This window comes from Microbacterium foliorum, assembly GCF_006385575.1.
Classification (GTDB): Bacteria; Actinomycetota; Actinomycetes; order Actinomycetales; family Microbacteriaceae; genus Microbacterium; species Microbacterium foliorum_B.
The window spans coordinates 1,518,936-1,532,382 of record NZ_CP041040.1; the positions used below are offsets into that span (position 1 = coordinate 1,518,936).

Below are 13,447 nucleotides of genomic sequence, written 5' to 3' on the forward strand. Positions count from 1 at the left end.
GGCGTGGCACGACAGCCGGAGCGCGGACATTGAATGGCCCGCTGATAGGCTGGACGTGGTCGGCGTGTGTCGACCGGACAATTTCATATCGACTCATGGAGCGATCGGCGGAGAGCTGGTCCCCTGTGGTGGGTTCCTCGGCGCGACGTCGGGTGGCTTTCTACTGGTGGCCAGCGCAGGTGAGATTCGCGGGAATGCCCGCGCGCCCATATCCGTCAGGATCCGCTCCTTCATGAATGCGCTCGCGCGTCACACGGACTCGCGAGTCTAAACAAAGAAGGAGAGACCTCTTGGAAGGTCCTGAAATCACCGCCACCGAGGCCGTTCTCGACAACGGCCGCTTCGGCACCCGCACCATCCGCTTCGAGACCGGCCGCCTCGCGCAGCAGGCTCAGGGCGCAGTCGCCGCGTACCTCGACGGCGAGACCATGCTCCTCTCGGCCACCAGCGCGGGCAAGCACCCCCGCGAGGGCTTCGACTTCTTCCCGCTGACGGTCGATGTCGAAGAGCGCTCGTACGCTGCAGGCAAGATCCCCGGCTCGTTCTTCCGTCGTGAGGGTCGTCCCTCCACCGAGGCGATCCTCGTCTGCCGTCTGATCGACCGTCCGCTGCGTCCGTCGTTCGTCGACGGTCTGCGCAACGAGGTCCAGGTCGTCATCACCGTGATGTCGATCGCTCCGGGCGAGTTCTACGACGCTCTCGCCATCAACGCCGCCTCCGCGTCGACGCAGATCTCGGGTCTTCCGTTCTCGGGTCCCGTCGCCGGTGTGCGCCTCGCGTTCATCCCCGGCCACGGCGAGCACGCCGACCAGTGGGTCGCGTTCCCGAACGCCGAGCAGGTCTCCGAGGCCGTGTTCGATCTGATCGTCGCCGGCCGTGTCGTCACCAAGGCCGATGGCACTGAAGACGTCGCGATCATGATGGTCGAGGCTGAGGCCACCGAGGGCAGCTGGAACCTGATCAAGGCCGGCGCCACCAAGCCCGACGAGACCATCGTCGCGCAGGGCCTCGAGGCATCGAAGCCGTTCATCGCTCAGCTCGTCAAGGCTCAGGCCGAGCTGGCATCGACCTCGTCGAAGGAGCCGGGCGTCTACCCGGTCTTCCCGGCATACAGCCAGGAGGTCTACGACTTCGTCGCCGGCCGCTCCTACGACGACCTCGTCGGCGTCTACCAGATCGCCGACAAGGTCGAGCGTCAGACGTCCGACGATGCGATCAAGGATCGCGTCAGGGCCGAGCTCATCGAGGCGACCGAGGCGGGCAACCTTCCGGCAGCCGCACCGCTCGAGTTCTCCGCGGCGTACAAGTCCGTCACGAAGAAGATCGTTCGCGGTCGCATCCTCACCGAGGGCGCACGCATCGACGGTCGTGGTCTGGCGGACATCCGTCCGCTCGACGCAGAGGTGCAGGTCATCCCGCGCGTGCACGGATCGGCGATCTTCCAGCGCGGCGAGACCCAGATCCTGGGTGTCACCACGCTGAACATGCTCAAGATGGAGCAGCAGATCGACTCGCTGTCGCCCGTCACGAGCAAGCGCTACATGCACCACTACAACTTCCCGCCGTACTCGACCGGTGAGACCGGCCGTGTCGGTTCGCCGAAGCGTCGCGAGATCGGGCACGGCTTCCTCGCCGAGCGCGCGCTCGTGCCGGTTCTGCCGAGCCGCGAGGAGTTCCCCTACGCGATCCGTCAGGTCTCCGAGGCGCTGAGCTCCAACGGCTCCACGTCGATGGGGTCCGTCTGCGCGTCGACCCTGTCGCTGCTGAACGCAGGTGTGCCGCTGCGTGCACCCGTCGCCGGCATCGCCATGGGTCTCGTCTCCGATGAGGTCGACGGTGAGACCCGCTACGCGGCGCTGACCGACATCCTCGGTGCGGAAGACGCTCTGGGCGACATGGACTTCAAGGTCGCGGGTACCGGTGAGTTCATCACCGCCATCCAGCTCGACACGAAGCTCGACGGCATCCCGACGTCGGTTCTCGCCGGTGCGCTGACGCAGGCCCGCGATGCTCGTCTGACGATCCTCAACGTCCTGAACGCCGCGATCGACGCGCCCGACGAGATGGCGCCGACCGCGCCTCGCGTCATCAGCGTGCAGATCCCGGTCGACAAGATCGGCGAGCTGATCGGCCCGAAGGGCAAGACGATCAACGCGATCCAGGACGAGACCGGTGCGCAGATCTCCATCGAGGAGGATGGCACCGTCTACATCGGCGCGACCGACGGCCCCTCGGCCGAAGCCGCCCGTGCCCAGGTCAACGCGATCGCCAACCCGACCAACCCGGAGATCGGCGAGCAGTTCCTCGGAACCGTCGTCAAGATCGCGACGTTCGGTGCGTTCGTCTCGCTGCTTCCTGGAAAGGACGGCCTGCTGCACGTCACCGAGGTGCGCAAGCTCGCCGGTGGTAAGCGTGTCGAGAACGTCGACGATGTGCTGTCGGTCGGTCAGAAGATCCTCGTGAAGATCACGAAGATCGACGACCGCGGCAAGCTCTCGCTCGAGCCCGTGCTCGATGACGCTCCTGCAGCGGACGCAGCATCTGGTGAAGAGGCCGCAGCCGAGTAATCGACTGCTCTTTCGACGGAGCCCGGGTCATCCTTCGCGGATGGCCCGGGCTTCGTCGTATCCGATGTGACCAAACCGTTATGCGAAGTTCTTGCGCCGTTCCCCGGATTGGTCAGCGAGTTCGCGGATCTCGCTTACTCTCGAAGTACGCACCGGGGGGTGCATTCGAGGCAGTGACGGAGGTCGGTACGCACCGGCCGACGGGGGTGAGGATATGCGGTTGTTCAGCGTAGGCGCAGGAGCGTCGGACGAGCGAGGGCAGCAGAGCACGGCAGAGCACCCGTCCGCGCCCATTCCCATCGTCGGTCCGGGAATAGGAGAGAGCATCCGCGTGCCTCTCGGCGAGACCGGGCTCGATACCTTTCCCTTGATGCTCGGTGCGGCCGAGTTCGGCTGGAACGTCGATCTCGAGACGAGCCACGGCATCCTCGATCGATACGTCGAGTTCGGCGGCAACGCGATCCACACTGCCGACGGCTTCTCCGGTGGCCGCAGTGAGCACATCATCGGCCAGTGGCTGCAGTCCAGAGGACGGCGTGATGGCGTCCTGTTGAGTGTGCGGATCGGAGCCCACGCCGACAACCCGGGTCTCGGCTCCGTCAATCTCGTGCGCGCGGTCGAGGGCTCGCTCACGCGTCTGGGCGTCGATCGCATCGACGTGCTGTATCTCGACGCGACGCTCGACCGGACGACGAACCTCGAAGACACGCTCGCGACCGTCGAGTGGATGATCGACGCGGGCAAGATCGGCGCCCTCGGAGCGTTCGGATTCGCACCGGAGCGGCTTGTCGAGGCACGCATCCTCGCGTCCGCCGGGTACCCGCGCGTCGAGGTGATCGATTCTCCGTACAACCTCATCCGTCGTCAGCCCTTCGAGGGAGATCTGCGTCTCGTCGCCGGCGCACAGAGTCTCGCCGTCACGCCGTCGCACGCTCTCGAGCACGGTTTCCTGTCGGGCAGACACCGCAGCAAGGCACTGACCTCGCACGGCGTGCGCGGAGAGCAGCTGCGCGGTCACCTGAACCGTCGTGGCACGAAGGTCCTGCGCGCTCTCGACCAGGTGGCGACCGAACTCGAGGTTCCGGTGGCGGCCGTGTCCATCGCCTGGCTTCTCGCGCAGCGCACCGTCGCGGCTCCGATCGTCAACACCTTCGCGACCGACCACGTCGACGAGCTGATGCAGGGCGCCGGCGTCACGCTTTCGCGCGCACAGGTCGCCGAACTCACGCGCGCCGGCAACTGAGCGTCGTAACGCCTGTGTCACAGACCTGGCATAGGGTGGAGTGAATCCCGGCGGACGCTGTCGATGAAGCGAGCGAGTTTGTGACGCATTACATATATCTGGTCAGACACGGTGAACATCAGGACGCCGAACACGGTCTCGCCGACGGCCCCCTGTCGCCGCGCGGCCAGCGTCAGGCCGAACTCATCGCTGACCGGCTCTCAGGACTCCCGCTCGACGCCGTCTGGCACTCGCCCCTCCTGCGTGCGAACGAGACGGCTCGGGCGATCGCGCAACGACTTCCGTCGGTCGACCCTGAGCCGACCGCGCTGCTCTTCGACTGCGTTCCCACGGGTATGACCGACGAGACCCCCGCGGCCTACGAGCCGTTCTTCGGGTCGGTCACCGAGGCCGAGCTCGACGCCGGCCGTGCCCAGATGTTCGACGCGGTCAACGAGTTCCTGGTGCGCAAGCCGGGTGACGTGCACGAGGTGCTCATCACCCACAACTTCGTGATCTCATGGTTCGTGCGAGAGGTCCTCGGCGCCCCGGAGTGGCGGTGGATGACTCTGAATCAGGCGCACTGCGGGCTGACCGTGATCGCGCAGAAGCAGGGGCGTCCGTGGACGCTGCTCACTCACAACGACACCGGGCATCTTCCGGTCGAGCTGCGCACGGGCATCCCCGACGCCATGCCGGTCTGATTCCCGATACCCCGGCCCGCCGCGGCGGTCAGGGCGCCGCCGAGAAATAGACTGAACGCATGACCACGCAGGTAGCACTCGTCGGCGGAACCGGGAAGCTCGGATCGATCATCGGTGCGGTGATCGATGGGCTCGAGGGCTTCGAGGTGAGTCGCGTGCTCACCTCTCGAAGCGACCTCGCGGAGCTCGACGGGGCGGATCTCGTGATCGACGCCACCACCCCTCAGGTGAGCGTCGACGTCGTCCGCGCGGCGGTGGAGCGTCGGATCAACGTCCTGGTGGCGACTTCCGGATGGTCCACGGAACGCATCGCTCTGGTGCGTCCACTCGTGGAGAACGCCGGAACCGGGGCCGTCTTCATCCCGAACTTCTCGCTGGGATCGGTACTCGGCTCGGCACTCGCTGCCGCGGCCGCGCCGTTCTTCGGATCGGTCGAGATCGTGGAGGCGCATCACGAGGCGAAGGTCGACTCTCCGAGTGGCACCGCGGTGCGCACCGCCGAACTCATCGCAGCGGCTCGAGCCGAGCAGGGGCCCGTCAGCGCTCCGCACGCCGACCAGCGCGCGCGGGGGCAGCAGGTGGGCAGCGTGCCGATCCATTCGCTCCGGCGCCCTGGCGTCATCGCGAAGCAGGAGGTCATCCTCTCGGGCCCGGGCGAATCCCTGACGTTCACTCACGACACGGTCGAGCCTGCGCTCGCATACGCTCCGGGCATCCGGTTGGCAGTCCCGTTCGCGGCGCAGGCGAACGGGGTCTTCGTGGGGCTGGAGAGCATGATCGACATCGGCATCCGCTCGTGATGTCGCGAATCGGCGTGGGCCTCATGGCTGCGGCGCTGCTGCTCTATCTGGCGGTCGCCGTCTGGCTGGCCGTGATGTTCTTCGCCGTCGGGACACCGGTGTCGATCGGCATGGGGGTCGCGTTGATCGTGCTCGCTCCGATCGGCGCCTGGGCGCTCATCCGCGAGATGCAGTTCGGGTTCGCCGCCGATCGGCTGGGTCGTGCGCTCGATGCCGAAGGTGGCATGCCCGAGGCGGAGTCCGAGCTCACCCCCAGTGGACGTATCGCGCGAGCGGACGCCGACCCGCTGATCGCGAGGTACGCGGGGGAAGCGGACGCCGCGCCGACGGACTGGCGTGCGCGGTACCGCCTCGGTGTGGTTCAGGATGCGGCGGGGCGCCGCAAGGACGCCCGCGCCAGCATCCGCCAGGCGATTCGCATCGCCCGCGGCTGATCGGACTCAGGCGAGGGTGGCCTCGAGCGTGATCTCGATGCCGGCGAGAGCCTGCGAGACCGGGCAGCCGGTCTTCGCCTCAGCAGCGATCCTCTGGAAGTCCTCGGGGGAGAGCCCGGGAACGACGGCGTTGACGTTCAGGTGGCTTCCGCTGATCCCGACTCCGGGCTTGAAAGTGACCGACGCGCTGGTGTTGACGCGCTCCGGCGGGGTGCCGTTCTCCGAGAGTGCGTGAGACAGCGCCATGCTGAAGCACGAGGCGTGAGCCGCAGCGATCAGCTCCTCGGGGGTCGTGGTCGTGTCGCTGCCCTCGCTGCGCGCCTTCCAGTTGATCGGGAAGGTTCCGAGCTTCGACGAGGAGAACGCGACCGTGCCCGAGCCCTCTGCCAGGGATCCGGTCCAGGTGGTGGTGGCTTCGCTGGTGACGGGCATTATTCCTCCGGTTCTCGCGTCGCGGGATGTGCGCTCGCGTGTGGAGCCAGCCTATCGACCGGTTGTGGCCGACGGAACCGCGCTCAGGCCGCGGATGGCCTCCGACCGAGGATGCCCGCACGCTGCAGCAGCAGGTAGATCTGGCAGCCGAGGCAGAACGAGAACGCGGCATTCAGGAAGGCCGCGATGAACGCAGCCGCGGTCGCGATGGGCAGCGCCCACGGCACGCCGGCGAGGTGCAGGGCGAGTCCGATCGTGACGACGAAGAGGCCCACACCCTGCGCGAAGCGAGGAGGGCGAGGGTCCTCCAGCTCGATGGGGGGTGCGAGTCGGGGCCGCACGAATCGGCGGAACACGACGCCCGAGGGTGCCGTCGCGGGGGAGAGCACGCTCCACAGGAATAGCAGAGCGATCACCACCGTGAGGAGGAAGCCTGGATCGAGCGCCCGCTGGCCCGGCGACGCGGCGACGATGGCCCATGTGTCGGAGCCGAAGCTCGCAGCTGCGAGCGGCTGATAGGCGAACCAGCCGAACGACCTCGCGGTCGAGATCCCGATGAGTCCGAGGAAGGTCGCCGCGAGCAGCAGCACGGTCGTGATCGTCGCCGCGAAGCGCGGACCGCGGGGGTCGATACCTGCGGGAGTGGTCATCTCTGCTCCAGTCGTTGCGTGCTCAGACGGCGGCGAGGGCTTCGGTGAGTGCGTGCCGGTGCGGCACGCCGTGGAATCGCGCTCGGACGGCGCCGGAGCCATCCACCACGAATGTCGTCGGGGTCTGCAGGACCCTGTATCGCGCCGAGAGCTCAGGGTTGTGCGTGAGGTCGACCTCGAGATGATGCAGGCCGTCGGAGTGTGCGACGTAGCTCGACAGCATCCTGCGGACCTGGGGGCAGCGCGCGCACATCTCGGTGCTGAACTGCACGAGCGTGGCGTGCGAGCCGAGCTGCGCCGCACCCGCATCGGCAGGATCGAACAGGAGGTGCCCACCTCCTCGACGCCGTCCGTCGAGAATCCGCAGCACGATCCCGACGGCGGCGGCGATCACGAGCAGCGCTCCGATCACGACGAGTGCGATTCCGGGCGACATGGATAGAGAATACGGGTGACTCGACTACCTCGAGGCCGATGTGTCGCATCGTGACGATCCGACTCTTCCGTCCTCGGGGCGGGTAGTCTGGCACACATGAGCGCAGCCGTCCCGACGCCGTATGAAGACCTTCTCCGAGACGTGCTGGAGTCGGGCACCCGCAAGTCGGATCGCACGGGCACCGGGACCACCAGCGTGTTCGGCAGACAGATCCGTTTCGATCTCTCCAAGGGCTTCCCGCTGATCACGACGAAGCGCGTGCACTTCAAGTCGATCGCGTACGAGCTCCTGTGGTTCCTCAGGGGCGACTCGAACGTGAAGTGGCTGCAGGACCACGGCGTCACGATCTGGGACGAGTGGGCCGACGCCTCCGGCGATCTGGGCCCCGTCTACGGAGTCCAGTGGCGCAGCTGGCCGACGCCCGACGGTGAGAGCATCGATCAGCTCGCGCAGGTGATCGAGCAGATCCGCCAGAATCCCGATTCCCGTCGACTCATCGTGTCAGCCTGGAACCCGGCGGACATCCCCGACATGGCCCTGGCGCCGTGCCACGCGCTCTTCCAGTTCTACGTCGCAGACGGCAAGCTCTCCTGCCAGCTCTACCAGCGCAGCGCCGATCTCTTCCTCGGGGTCCCGTTCAACATCGCGTCCTACGCCCTGCTCACACTGATGGTCGCGCAGCAGGTCGGACTCGAGCCCGGCGACTTCGTCTGGACGGGCGGCGACTGCCACATCTACGACAACCACCTCGAGCAGGTGAGAGAACAGCTGACTCGCGCCCCCTACCCGTACCCGACCCTGCGATTCGCTCGGAAGCCCGAGTCGATCCTCGACTACGGCTACGACGACTTCATCGTCGAGGACTACCAGCATCACGCTCCGATCCGGGCGGCGGTCGCGGTATGACCTGGGTCGGGCTGATCTGGGCTGAGGCCCATGGTGGCGTCATCGGAGCAGAGGGCGGCATGCCCTGGAACGTTCCCGAGGATCTCGCCCATTTCAAAGAAGTCACGCTGGGCGCCCCTGTGATCATGGGACGCAAGACCTGGGACTCGCTTCCTGAGCGTTTCCGTCCGCTCCCCGGGCGCGAGAACATCGTCATCACCCGCCAGCAGGACTGGTCCGCAGACGGGGCACGTCGCGCGGCGGCGGTGACGGATGCCGTGCGCGGCCACGACAAGGTCTGGATCATCGGGGGAGCTGAGATCTTCCGCCTCGTGATCGCCGACGCCGACCGTCTCGAGGTCACGGAGCTCGACATCGATGTCACCGGTGACGCCTACGCGCCGTCCAAAGCCGGGTGGCGCCTCGTCGACGAGGGGGAGTGGCAGACGTCGCGCTCCGGCATCCGCTACCGCTTCCTCGGATACGAGCGCTGATGCCCACCGCTCTGATCACGGGTGCGAGCGCCGGGCTCGGCGCCGAGTTCGCGCGCCAGCTCGCCCGACGCCGAGCCGACCTGATCCTCGTCGCGCGCTCTGAGGGCGACCTCGAGGCCGTGGCCGCCGAGTTGCGCAGCGAGCACGGCATCGCCGTCGAGGTGCTCCCCGCCGACCTGTCGGTCGACAGCGACGTCCAGCGCGTGGCCGACCGTCTCCGCGACACCTCCGATCCGGTGGATCTGCTCGTCAACAACGCCGGGTTCGGGCTGCCGCTCCAGTTCGCCGACAACGACATCGACGACGAGGTGCGCCACCTGCGTGTTCACGTCGAGGCGTCGATGCGCCTCATGCACGCTGCGCTGCAGTCGATGCGAGGCCGCGGCGGCCGCATCGTCAACGTCGCATCCGTCGCCGGGTTCATCTCGCGCTCGACGTATTCCGCGTGCAAGAGCTGGCTGATCGGCTTCAGTCGCTGGGCGAATGCGGAGTACTCCCGCGACCGCGTCACTGTCACCGCGGTGTGCCCCGGGTTCACGCACACTTCGTTCCACGAGCGGATGGGGCTGCGACCGGGGCACGAGGGTGTTCCCGAATTCATGTGGCTCGATGCGCGCGCAGTCGTTCGAGAAGGGCTTCGCGACGCGGCGCGCGGCAAGTCCGTCTCGATCCCGTCTCTGCGTTACAAGGCGATCGTCGCCGTCGCCGGCCTGCTGCCGAGTGGGCTGACCTCCGGCGTCGCACGGCGCGGCCGCGTCTGACGTCATCGGCCGCGGTGACTCCCGGCCCAGTGTGAGCCGGCGGACGTGTGCGCGTCAGCCGAACCTGCCGAGACGGATGCCGGCGTACGTGATGGCGGCGACGGTCTCGCCATCGGTGATCCGCCCGTCCGCGATCATCGAGAGCACCTCTGCGAGCGGCACCCACGAGACGGCGGCTATGCCCTCCTCAGCTTGTGCGTGCGCCGGGTCGTCGGCACGCGCCAGCCCCCGAGCGAGGAACACATGCTCCGGAGCGTCGGCGATGCCGTTCAACGCGTTCATGGTTCCGAGGTGCACCCACTCATCGGCCACGAAGCCGGTCTCCTCCAGCAGTTCGCGTCGAGCGGCCACGATCGCGTCTTCGCCGTCGCTGCCCCCGGCAGGGACCTCGATCGATCGACCGGTCGTGTAGCGCTCCAGCGTCACCAGACAGACGCGTTCCTCTTCGTCGATCGCGACCACGAAGACGGCCGCGTGGCGCATGGTCACGACGCCGTAGATCCCGTCTCCGCCGGGCCCGGTGATCCGGTCCTCCCTGACCTCGATCCAGGGATTCGAATACACCGTGGACGATTCATGCGTGACCCATGTCATGCAGACGAGCCTAGGCGCCTCCCTATGATCGACTGCATGGGCTGGCTCTTCGGCAGGAAGGGAGCGCGGTGACGTCATCCTCCATGCCCCGTCTGGGTGACGGGCATGCGAACCGATACGCTGGGGGCATGACGCACTCGGGCAACCCTTTCGGACAGGTTCTCGTCGCGCTCGTCACTCCGATGACGGCCGACGGTGAAGTCGATTGGCCCGCTGTCGAGAAGCACATCGATGACGTCATCACCGCCGGTGCTGACGGAATCGTCGTGACGGGAACGACCGGCGAGACCTCGACCCTGACGGACCCCGAGAAGCTCAAGCTCGTCGAGGTCGGGAAGTCCGTCTCCGCCGGCCGCGCGAAGATCATCACGGGCGGCGGATCCAACGAGACCGCGCACGCGATCGAGCTGTACAAGGCCAGCGAGAAGGCAGGCGCCGACGGCATCATGATCGTCACGCCCTATTACAACAAGCCGACGCAGGCCGGCATCCTGACCCACTTCCGGCTCGTGGCAGATGCCACCGACCTCCCGGTGATCCTCTACGACATCCCGGGACGCACGGGTGTGCCGATCAAGTACGAGACCATCCTCCGACTGGCCAAGCACCCGAACATCCTCGCCGTGAAGGACGCCAAGGGCGACTTCTCCGAGGTGAGCCGCGTCTTGAACCAGACCGACCTCATGTATTTCTCGGGTGACGACGCCAACGTGCTGCCGCACCTCGCGATCGGCGCGACCGGCTTGATCGGCGTGACCGCGAATGTCGCGTCGGCGCCGTACAGGACCATCATCGACGCCGTCAACCGCGGCGATCTCGCCACCGCGACCGCTGAGCACAAGCGGCTCGAGCCGCTGGTGCGCGCCGTCATGACGCACGTGCCCGGCACTGTCGCGGCGAAGTACATCCTGCACGGGCTCGGTCGCATCTCGAGCCCACGCGTACGTCTGCCGCTCGTCGGACCCGAAGAGTGGGAGGCCGCTCTCATCGAGGACGAGCTCGATCTCGTGAGGGACGTCCACGGCGCAGACTTCTCCAACTTCCGCCCCGACCGCAACGCGGCCGCGGGCGGTGCCCTGCCGAAGGTGCACGGCACAACCCGCTGACACCGGACGCGGTGAGCCGCGTCACAACGAACGAACGGGCGCGTCGAGCGTCCGACTGAGGAGACAGCATGTCCATCCCGCTCGCAGACCCCGCAGCACTCGAAGAAGGAACGCTCCGGGTCACCCCGCTCGGCGGCCTCGGCGAGATCGGTCGCAACATGACCATCTTCGAGTTCGACGGGAAGATCCTGATCGTCGACTGCGGCGTGCTCTTCCCCGAGGAGCACCAGCCGGGAGTCGACCTGATCCTGCCCGACTTCGAGCCGATCAAGGGCCGCCTCGACGACATCGTCGGCGTCGTCCTCACCCACGGGCACGAAGACCACATCGGTGCGGTCCCGTATCTCCTGCGTCTGAAGAGCGACATCCCCGTGATCGGTTCCGGCCTCACCCTCGCGCTCGTCGAGGCGAAGCTCAAGGAACACCGCATCAAGGCCTACACGCTCACCGTGAAGGAGGGACAGCGCGAGAAGGTCGGTCCCTTCGACCTCGAGTTCGTCGCGGTGAACCACTCGATCCCCGACGCCCTCGCGGTCGCGATCCGCACTCCCGCCGGCCTTGTGCTGGCGACCGGCGACTTCAAGATGGATCAGCTGCCGCTCGACGGACGCATCACGGATCTTCGTGCCTTCGCTCGTCTGGGCGAGGAGGGCGTAGACCTGTTCCTCGTCGACTCGACCAACGCCGACGTGCCGGGATTCACGCCCACCGAGCGCTCCATCGGGCCGGTGCTCGATCAGGTCATCGGCAAGGCTCCGAGGCGGGTCATCGTCGCGAGCTTCTCCAGCCATGTGCACCGCGTGCAGCAGGTCCTCGACGCCGCAGCGGCGCACGGGCGCCGGGTGGCCCTGCTCGGGCGCAGCATGTTGCGCAACATGACGATCGCCGAAGACCTGGGCTACCTGAAGGTGCCGAGCGGACTGCTGATCGACTACAAGAAGGCGCGAGACCTTCCCGACGACAAGATCGTCTACATGTCGACCGGTTCACAGGGCGAGCCCATGGCCGTCCTGAGTCGGATGGCGAACCTCGACCACGCGATCGAGCCCGGTGAGGGCGACACGGTGATCCTGGCCTCCAGCCTGATCCCCGGAAACGAGAACGCCGTCTACCGCGTGATCGACGGACTCACCAAGCTCGGCGCGAACGTCGTGCACAAGGCGAACGCCAAGGTGCACGTCTCGGGGCACGCCGCGGCCGGCGAGCTGATCTACTGCTACAACATCCTCAAGCCCAAGAACGTGCTTCCCGTGCATGGCGAGTACCGTCACCTGATCGCCAACGCCAAGCTGGCCCAGGACACGGGTATCGACGCCGAGCGCACCATCATCGCGTCGAACGGCACCGTCATCGATCTGAAGAACGGCGACGCACGCGTGGTCGGTCAGCTCGATCTCGGATTCGTGTACGTCGACGGCTCGACTGTCGGCGCGATCACCGATGCAGATCTCAAGGACCGTCGGATTCTGGCTGAAGAGGGTTTCGTCTCCGTGATCGTCGTGGTGGACGCCGCGACGGGTCGCATCATCTCAGGACCCGAGATCCACGCTCGCGGTATCGCTGAAGACGATTCCGTCTTCGACGACGTGACACCGAAGATCATCGCCGCGCTCAAGGAGGCGTCCGGCAACGGCGTGCGCGACACGCATGCGCTCTCGCAGGTGATCCGCCGCACGATCGGGCGCTGGGTCAACCAGAAGCTCCGTCGTCGTCCGATGATCGTTCCGCTCGTCATCGAAGCGTGATCGACGCCGCGCCGCTCGTGGGTTCACAGTCGACCGACACTCGGCTGTAACGCGAGCGGCGTACGCTCTCCTCATGCCGGACGACTTCTCGATCCGACCCGCCACACAGGCGGACGGGAGCTTCCTCGGCGACATGGTCGTCGAGGCCGCGAACTGGCGCTCGGGCGGAGCACGACCACGGCACGAGATCCTCACCGCCGTCGAGCATCGACGCTACGTCTCCGGATGGATGCGACCGGCGGATGCGGGCTTTCTCGCCGTCGATACGGACGGCCACCCGATCGGCGCAGCGTGGTATCGCCTGCTCGCGCCCGACGATGCGGGCTTCGGATTCGTCGGAACCGCGGTTCCAGAGCTCATTATCGGCGTGCAGCCGATCTGGCGTGCCCACGGTGTCGGACGGACCCTGCTCCGACGTCTCGTCGCCCACGCTCGCGAGCAAGGACACCCTCGGATCAGCCTCAGCGTCGAACGCGACAACTTCGCGCGCACGCTGTACCGATCAGAGGGCTTCGTGGTGACCGACGAAGGAACCGTGCGCGACACGATGGTGCATCGCGCGTCCTGATCCCTCGCTGCGCCGTGGTGGAAGACAGCGGAATGCCGCGTCATTACGG

The 13,447-nt window shown here is 66.9% G+C and carries 15 protein-coding genes; 11 read left to right on the forward strand and 4 right to left on the reverse strand.

Features of this window, described 5'->3' with window-relative positions; translation table 11 throughout:
• Positions 1 to 290 precede the first annotated feature (290 nt).
• From FIV50_RS07225 to FIV50_RS07245, 5 genes are all read left to right on the forward strand, one after another.
• A complete protein-coding gene (locus FIV50_RS07225; RefSeq protein ID WP_140036846.1) occupies positions 291 to 2,567 on the forward strand; it encodes a polyribonucleotide nucleotidyltransferase in 2,277 nt (758 codons plus the stop codon).
• A gap of 214 nt (positions 2,568 to 2,781) precedes the next feature.
• The gene (locus FIV50_RS07230) at positions 2,782 to 3,810 is read left to right on the forward strand and encodes an aldo/keto reductase (RefSeq protein ID WP_140036847.1); all 1,029 of its coding nucleotides are present in this window, start codon (positions 2,782 to 2,784) and stop codon (positions 3,808 to 3,810) included.
• A gap of 80 nt (positions 3,811 to 3,890) precedes the next feature.
• Complete coding sequence (locus FIV50_RS07235; RefSeq protein ID WP_140036848.1) at positions 3,891 to 4,493, forward strand: histidine phosphatase family protein; 603 nt, start codon at positions 3,891 to 3,893, stop codon at positions 4,491 to 4,493.
• A gap of 59 nt (positions 4,494 to 4,552) precedes the next feature.
• Entirely contained in the window at positions 4,553 to 5,293 is a 741-nt protein-coding gene (gene dapB / locus FIV50_RS07240; protein WP_140036849.1) for a 4-hydroxy-tetrahydrodipicolinate reductase, read from the forward strand.
• A complete protein-coding gene (locus FIV50_RS07245; protein ID WP_140036850.1) occupies positions 5,293 to 5,727 on the forward strand; it encodes a hypothetical protein in 435 nt (144 codons plus the stop codon). Before dapB ends, FIV50_RS07245 begins: the two co-directional genes overlap by 1 nt.
• Before the next feature lie 6 nt (positions 5,728 to 5,733).
• On the opposite strand, the gene FIV50_RS07250 is transcribed toward FIV50_RS07245, so the two are convergent.
• The 3 genes from FIV50_RS07250 to FIV50_RS07260 all read right to left on the reverse strand — a co-directional run bounded on the left by FIV50_RS07250 (position 5,734) and on the right by FIV50_RS07260 (position 7,245).
• A complete protein-coding gene (locus tag FIV50_RS07250) occupies positions 5,734 to 6,159 on the reverse strand; it encodes an OsmC family peroxiredoxin (RefSeq protein WP_140036851.1) in 426 nt (141 codons plus the stop codon).
• A gap of 83 nt (positions 6,160 to 6,242) precedes the next feature.
• Positions 6,243 to 6,809: a DUF4395 domain-containing protein gene (locus tag FIV50_RS07255; RefSeq protein ID WP_140036852.1), complete on the reverse strand. Its 567-nt coding sequence runs from the start codon at positions 6,807 to 6,809 to the stop codon at positions 6,243 to 6,245.
• Between the two features lie 22 nt (positions 6,810 to 6,831).
• Positions 6,832 to 7,245 carry a thioredoxin family protein gene (locus tag FIV50_RS07260; protein ID WP_140036853.1) on the reverse strand — a complete coding sequence of 138 codons (414 nt, stop codon included), beginning with the start codon at positions 7,243 to 7,245 and terminating at the stop codon, positions 6,832 to 6,834.
• A gap of 96 nt (positions 7,246 to 7,341) precedes the next feature.
• Here FIV50_RS07260 and FIV50_RS07265 point away from each other — a divergent pair, with 96 nt between their 5' ends.
• The 3 genes from FIV50_RS07265 to FIV50_RS07275 are packed head-to-tail and all read left to right on the forward strand — an operon-like array spanning position 7,342 to position 9,385.
• Positions 7,342 to 8,151, forward strand: a complete 810-nt coding sequence (locus FIV50_RS07265) for a thymidylate synthase (RefSeq protein WP_140036854.1) — start codon at positions 7,342 to 7,344, stop codon at positions 8,149 to 8,151.
• A complete protein-coding gene (locus tag FIV50_RS07270; RefSeq protein WP_140036855.1) occupies positions 8,148 to 8,624 on the forward strand; it encodes a dihydrofolate reductase in 477 nt (158 codons plus the stop codon). The genes FIV50_RS07265 and FIV50_RS07270 overlap by 4 nt, the downstream gene beginning before the upstream one ends.
• Entirely contained in the window at positions 8,624 to 9,385 is a 762-nt protein-coding gene (locus tag FIV50_RS07275; RefSeq protein WP_140036856.1) for an SDR family NAD(P)-dependent oxidoreductase, read from the forward strand. The genes FIV50_RS07270 and FIV50_RS07275 overlap by 1 nt, the downstream gene beginning before the upstream one ends.
• A 54-nt stretch (positions 9,386 to 9,439) precedes the next feature.
• Here the strand turns inward: FIV50_RS07275 and FIV50_RS07280 are convergent, their stop codons facing one another.
• Positions 9,440 to 9,979 carry an NUDIX domain-containing protein gene (locus FIV50_RS07280; protein WP_140036857.1) on the reverse strand — a complete coding sequence of 180 codons (540 nt, stop codon included), beginning with the start codon at positions 9,977 to 9,979 and terminating at the stop codon, positions 9,440 to 9,442.
• A 128-nt stretch (positions 9,980 to 10,107) separates the two neighbouring features.
• Here FIV50_RS07280 and dapA point away from each other — a divergent pair, with 128 nt between their 5' ends.
• From dapA to FIV50_RS07295, 3 genes are all read left to right on the forward strand, one after another.
• Positions 10,108 to 11,085 (forward strand): 4-hydroxy-tetrahydrodipicolinate synthase, encoded by a 978-nt coding sequence (dapA, locus tag FIV50_RS07285; protein ID WP_140036858.1) that lies wholly within the window; start codon positions 10,108 to 10,110, stop codon positions 11,083 to 11,085.
• A 68-nt stretch (positions 11,086 to 11,153) separates the two neighbouring features.
• Positions 11,154 to 12,830, forward strand: a complete 1,677-nt coding sequence (locus FIV50_RS07290; protein ID WP_140036859.1) for a ribonuclease J — start codon at positions 11,154 to 11,156, stop codon at positions 12,828 to 12,830.
• A 73-nt stretch (positions 12,831 to 12,903) separates the two neighbouring features.
• On the forward strand, positions 12,904 to 13,398 hold the full coding sequence (locus FIV50_RS07295) for a GNAT family N-acetyltransferase (RefSeq protein WP_140036860.1): 495 nt from the start codon (positions 12,904 to 12,906) through the stop codon (positions 13,396 to 13,398).
• Positions 13,399 to 13,447 lie beyond the last annotated feature (49 nt).

Excerpts from the sequence above, each read along its gene's own strand:
- FIV50_RS07230 (WP_140036847.1), top strand. The coding sequence starts at position 2,782 with ATGCGGTTGTTCAGCGTAGGCGCAGGAGCGTCGGACGAGCGAGGGCAG.
- dapB (WP_140036849.1), top strand. The coding sequence starts at position 4,553 with ATGACCACGCAGGTAGCACTCGTCGGCGGAACCGGGAAGCTCGGATCG.
- FIV50_RS07245 (WP_140036850.1), top strand. The coding sequence starts at position 5,293 with ATGTCGCGAATCGGCGTGGGCCTCATGGCTGCGGCGCTGCTGCTCTAT.
- FIV50_RS07250 (WP_140036851.1), bottom strand. The coding sequence starts at position 6,159 with ATGCCCGTCACCAGCGAAGCCACCACCACCTGGACCGGATCCCTGGCA.
- FIV50_RS07255 (WP_140036852.1), bottom strand. The coding sequence starts at position 6,809 with ATGACCACTCCCGCAGGTATCGACCCCCGCGGTCCGCGCTTCGCGGCG.
- FIV50_RS07260 (WP_140036853.1), bottom strand. The coding sequence starts at position 7,245 with ATGTCGCCCGGAATCGCACTCGTCGTGATCGGAGCGCTGCTCGTGATC.
- FIV50_RS07265 (WP_140036854.1), top strand. The coding sequence starts at position 7,342 with ATGAGCGCAGCCGTCCCGACGCCGTATGAAGACCTTCTCCGAGACGTG.
- FIV50_RS07270 (WP_140036855.1), top strand. The coding sequence starts at position 8,148 with ATGACCTGGGTCGGGCTGATCTGGGCTGAGGCCCATGGTGGCGTCATC.
- FIV50_RS07275 (WP_140036856.1), top strand. The coding sequence starts at position 8,624 with ATGCCCACCGCTCTGATCACGGGTGCGAGCGCCGGGCTCGGCGCCGAG.
- FIV50_RS07280 (WP_140036857.1), bottom strand. The coding sequence starts at position 9,979 with ATGACATGGGTCACGCATGAATCGTCCACGGTGTATTCGAATCCCTGG.
- dapA (WP_140036858.1), top strand. The coding sequence starts at position 10,108 with ATGACGCACTCGGGCAACCCTTTCGGACAGGTTCTCGTCGCGCTCGTC.
- FIV50_RS07290 (WP_140036859.1), top strand. The coding sequence starts at position 11,154 with ATGTCCATCCCGCTCGCAGACCCCGCAGCACTCGAAGAAGGAACGCTC.
- FIV50_RS07295 (WP_140036860.1), top strand. The coding sequence starts at position 12,904 with ATGCCGGACGACTTCTCGATCCGACCCGCCACACAGGCGGACGGGAGC.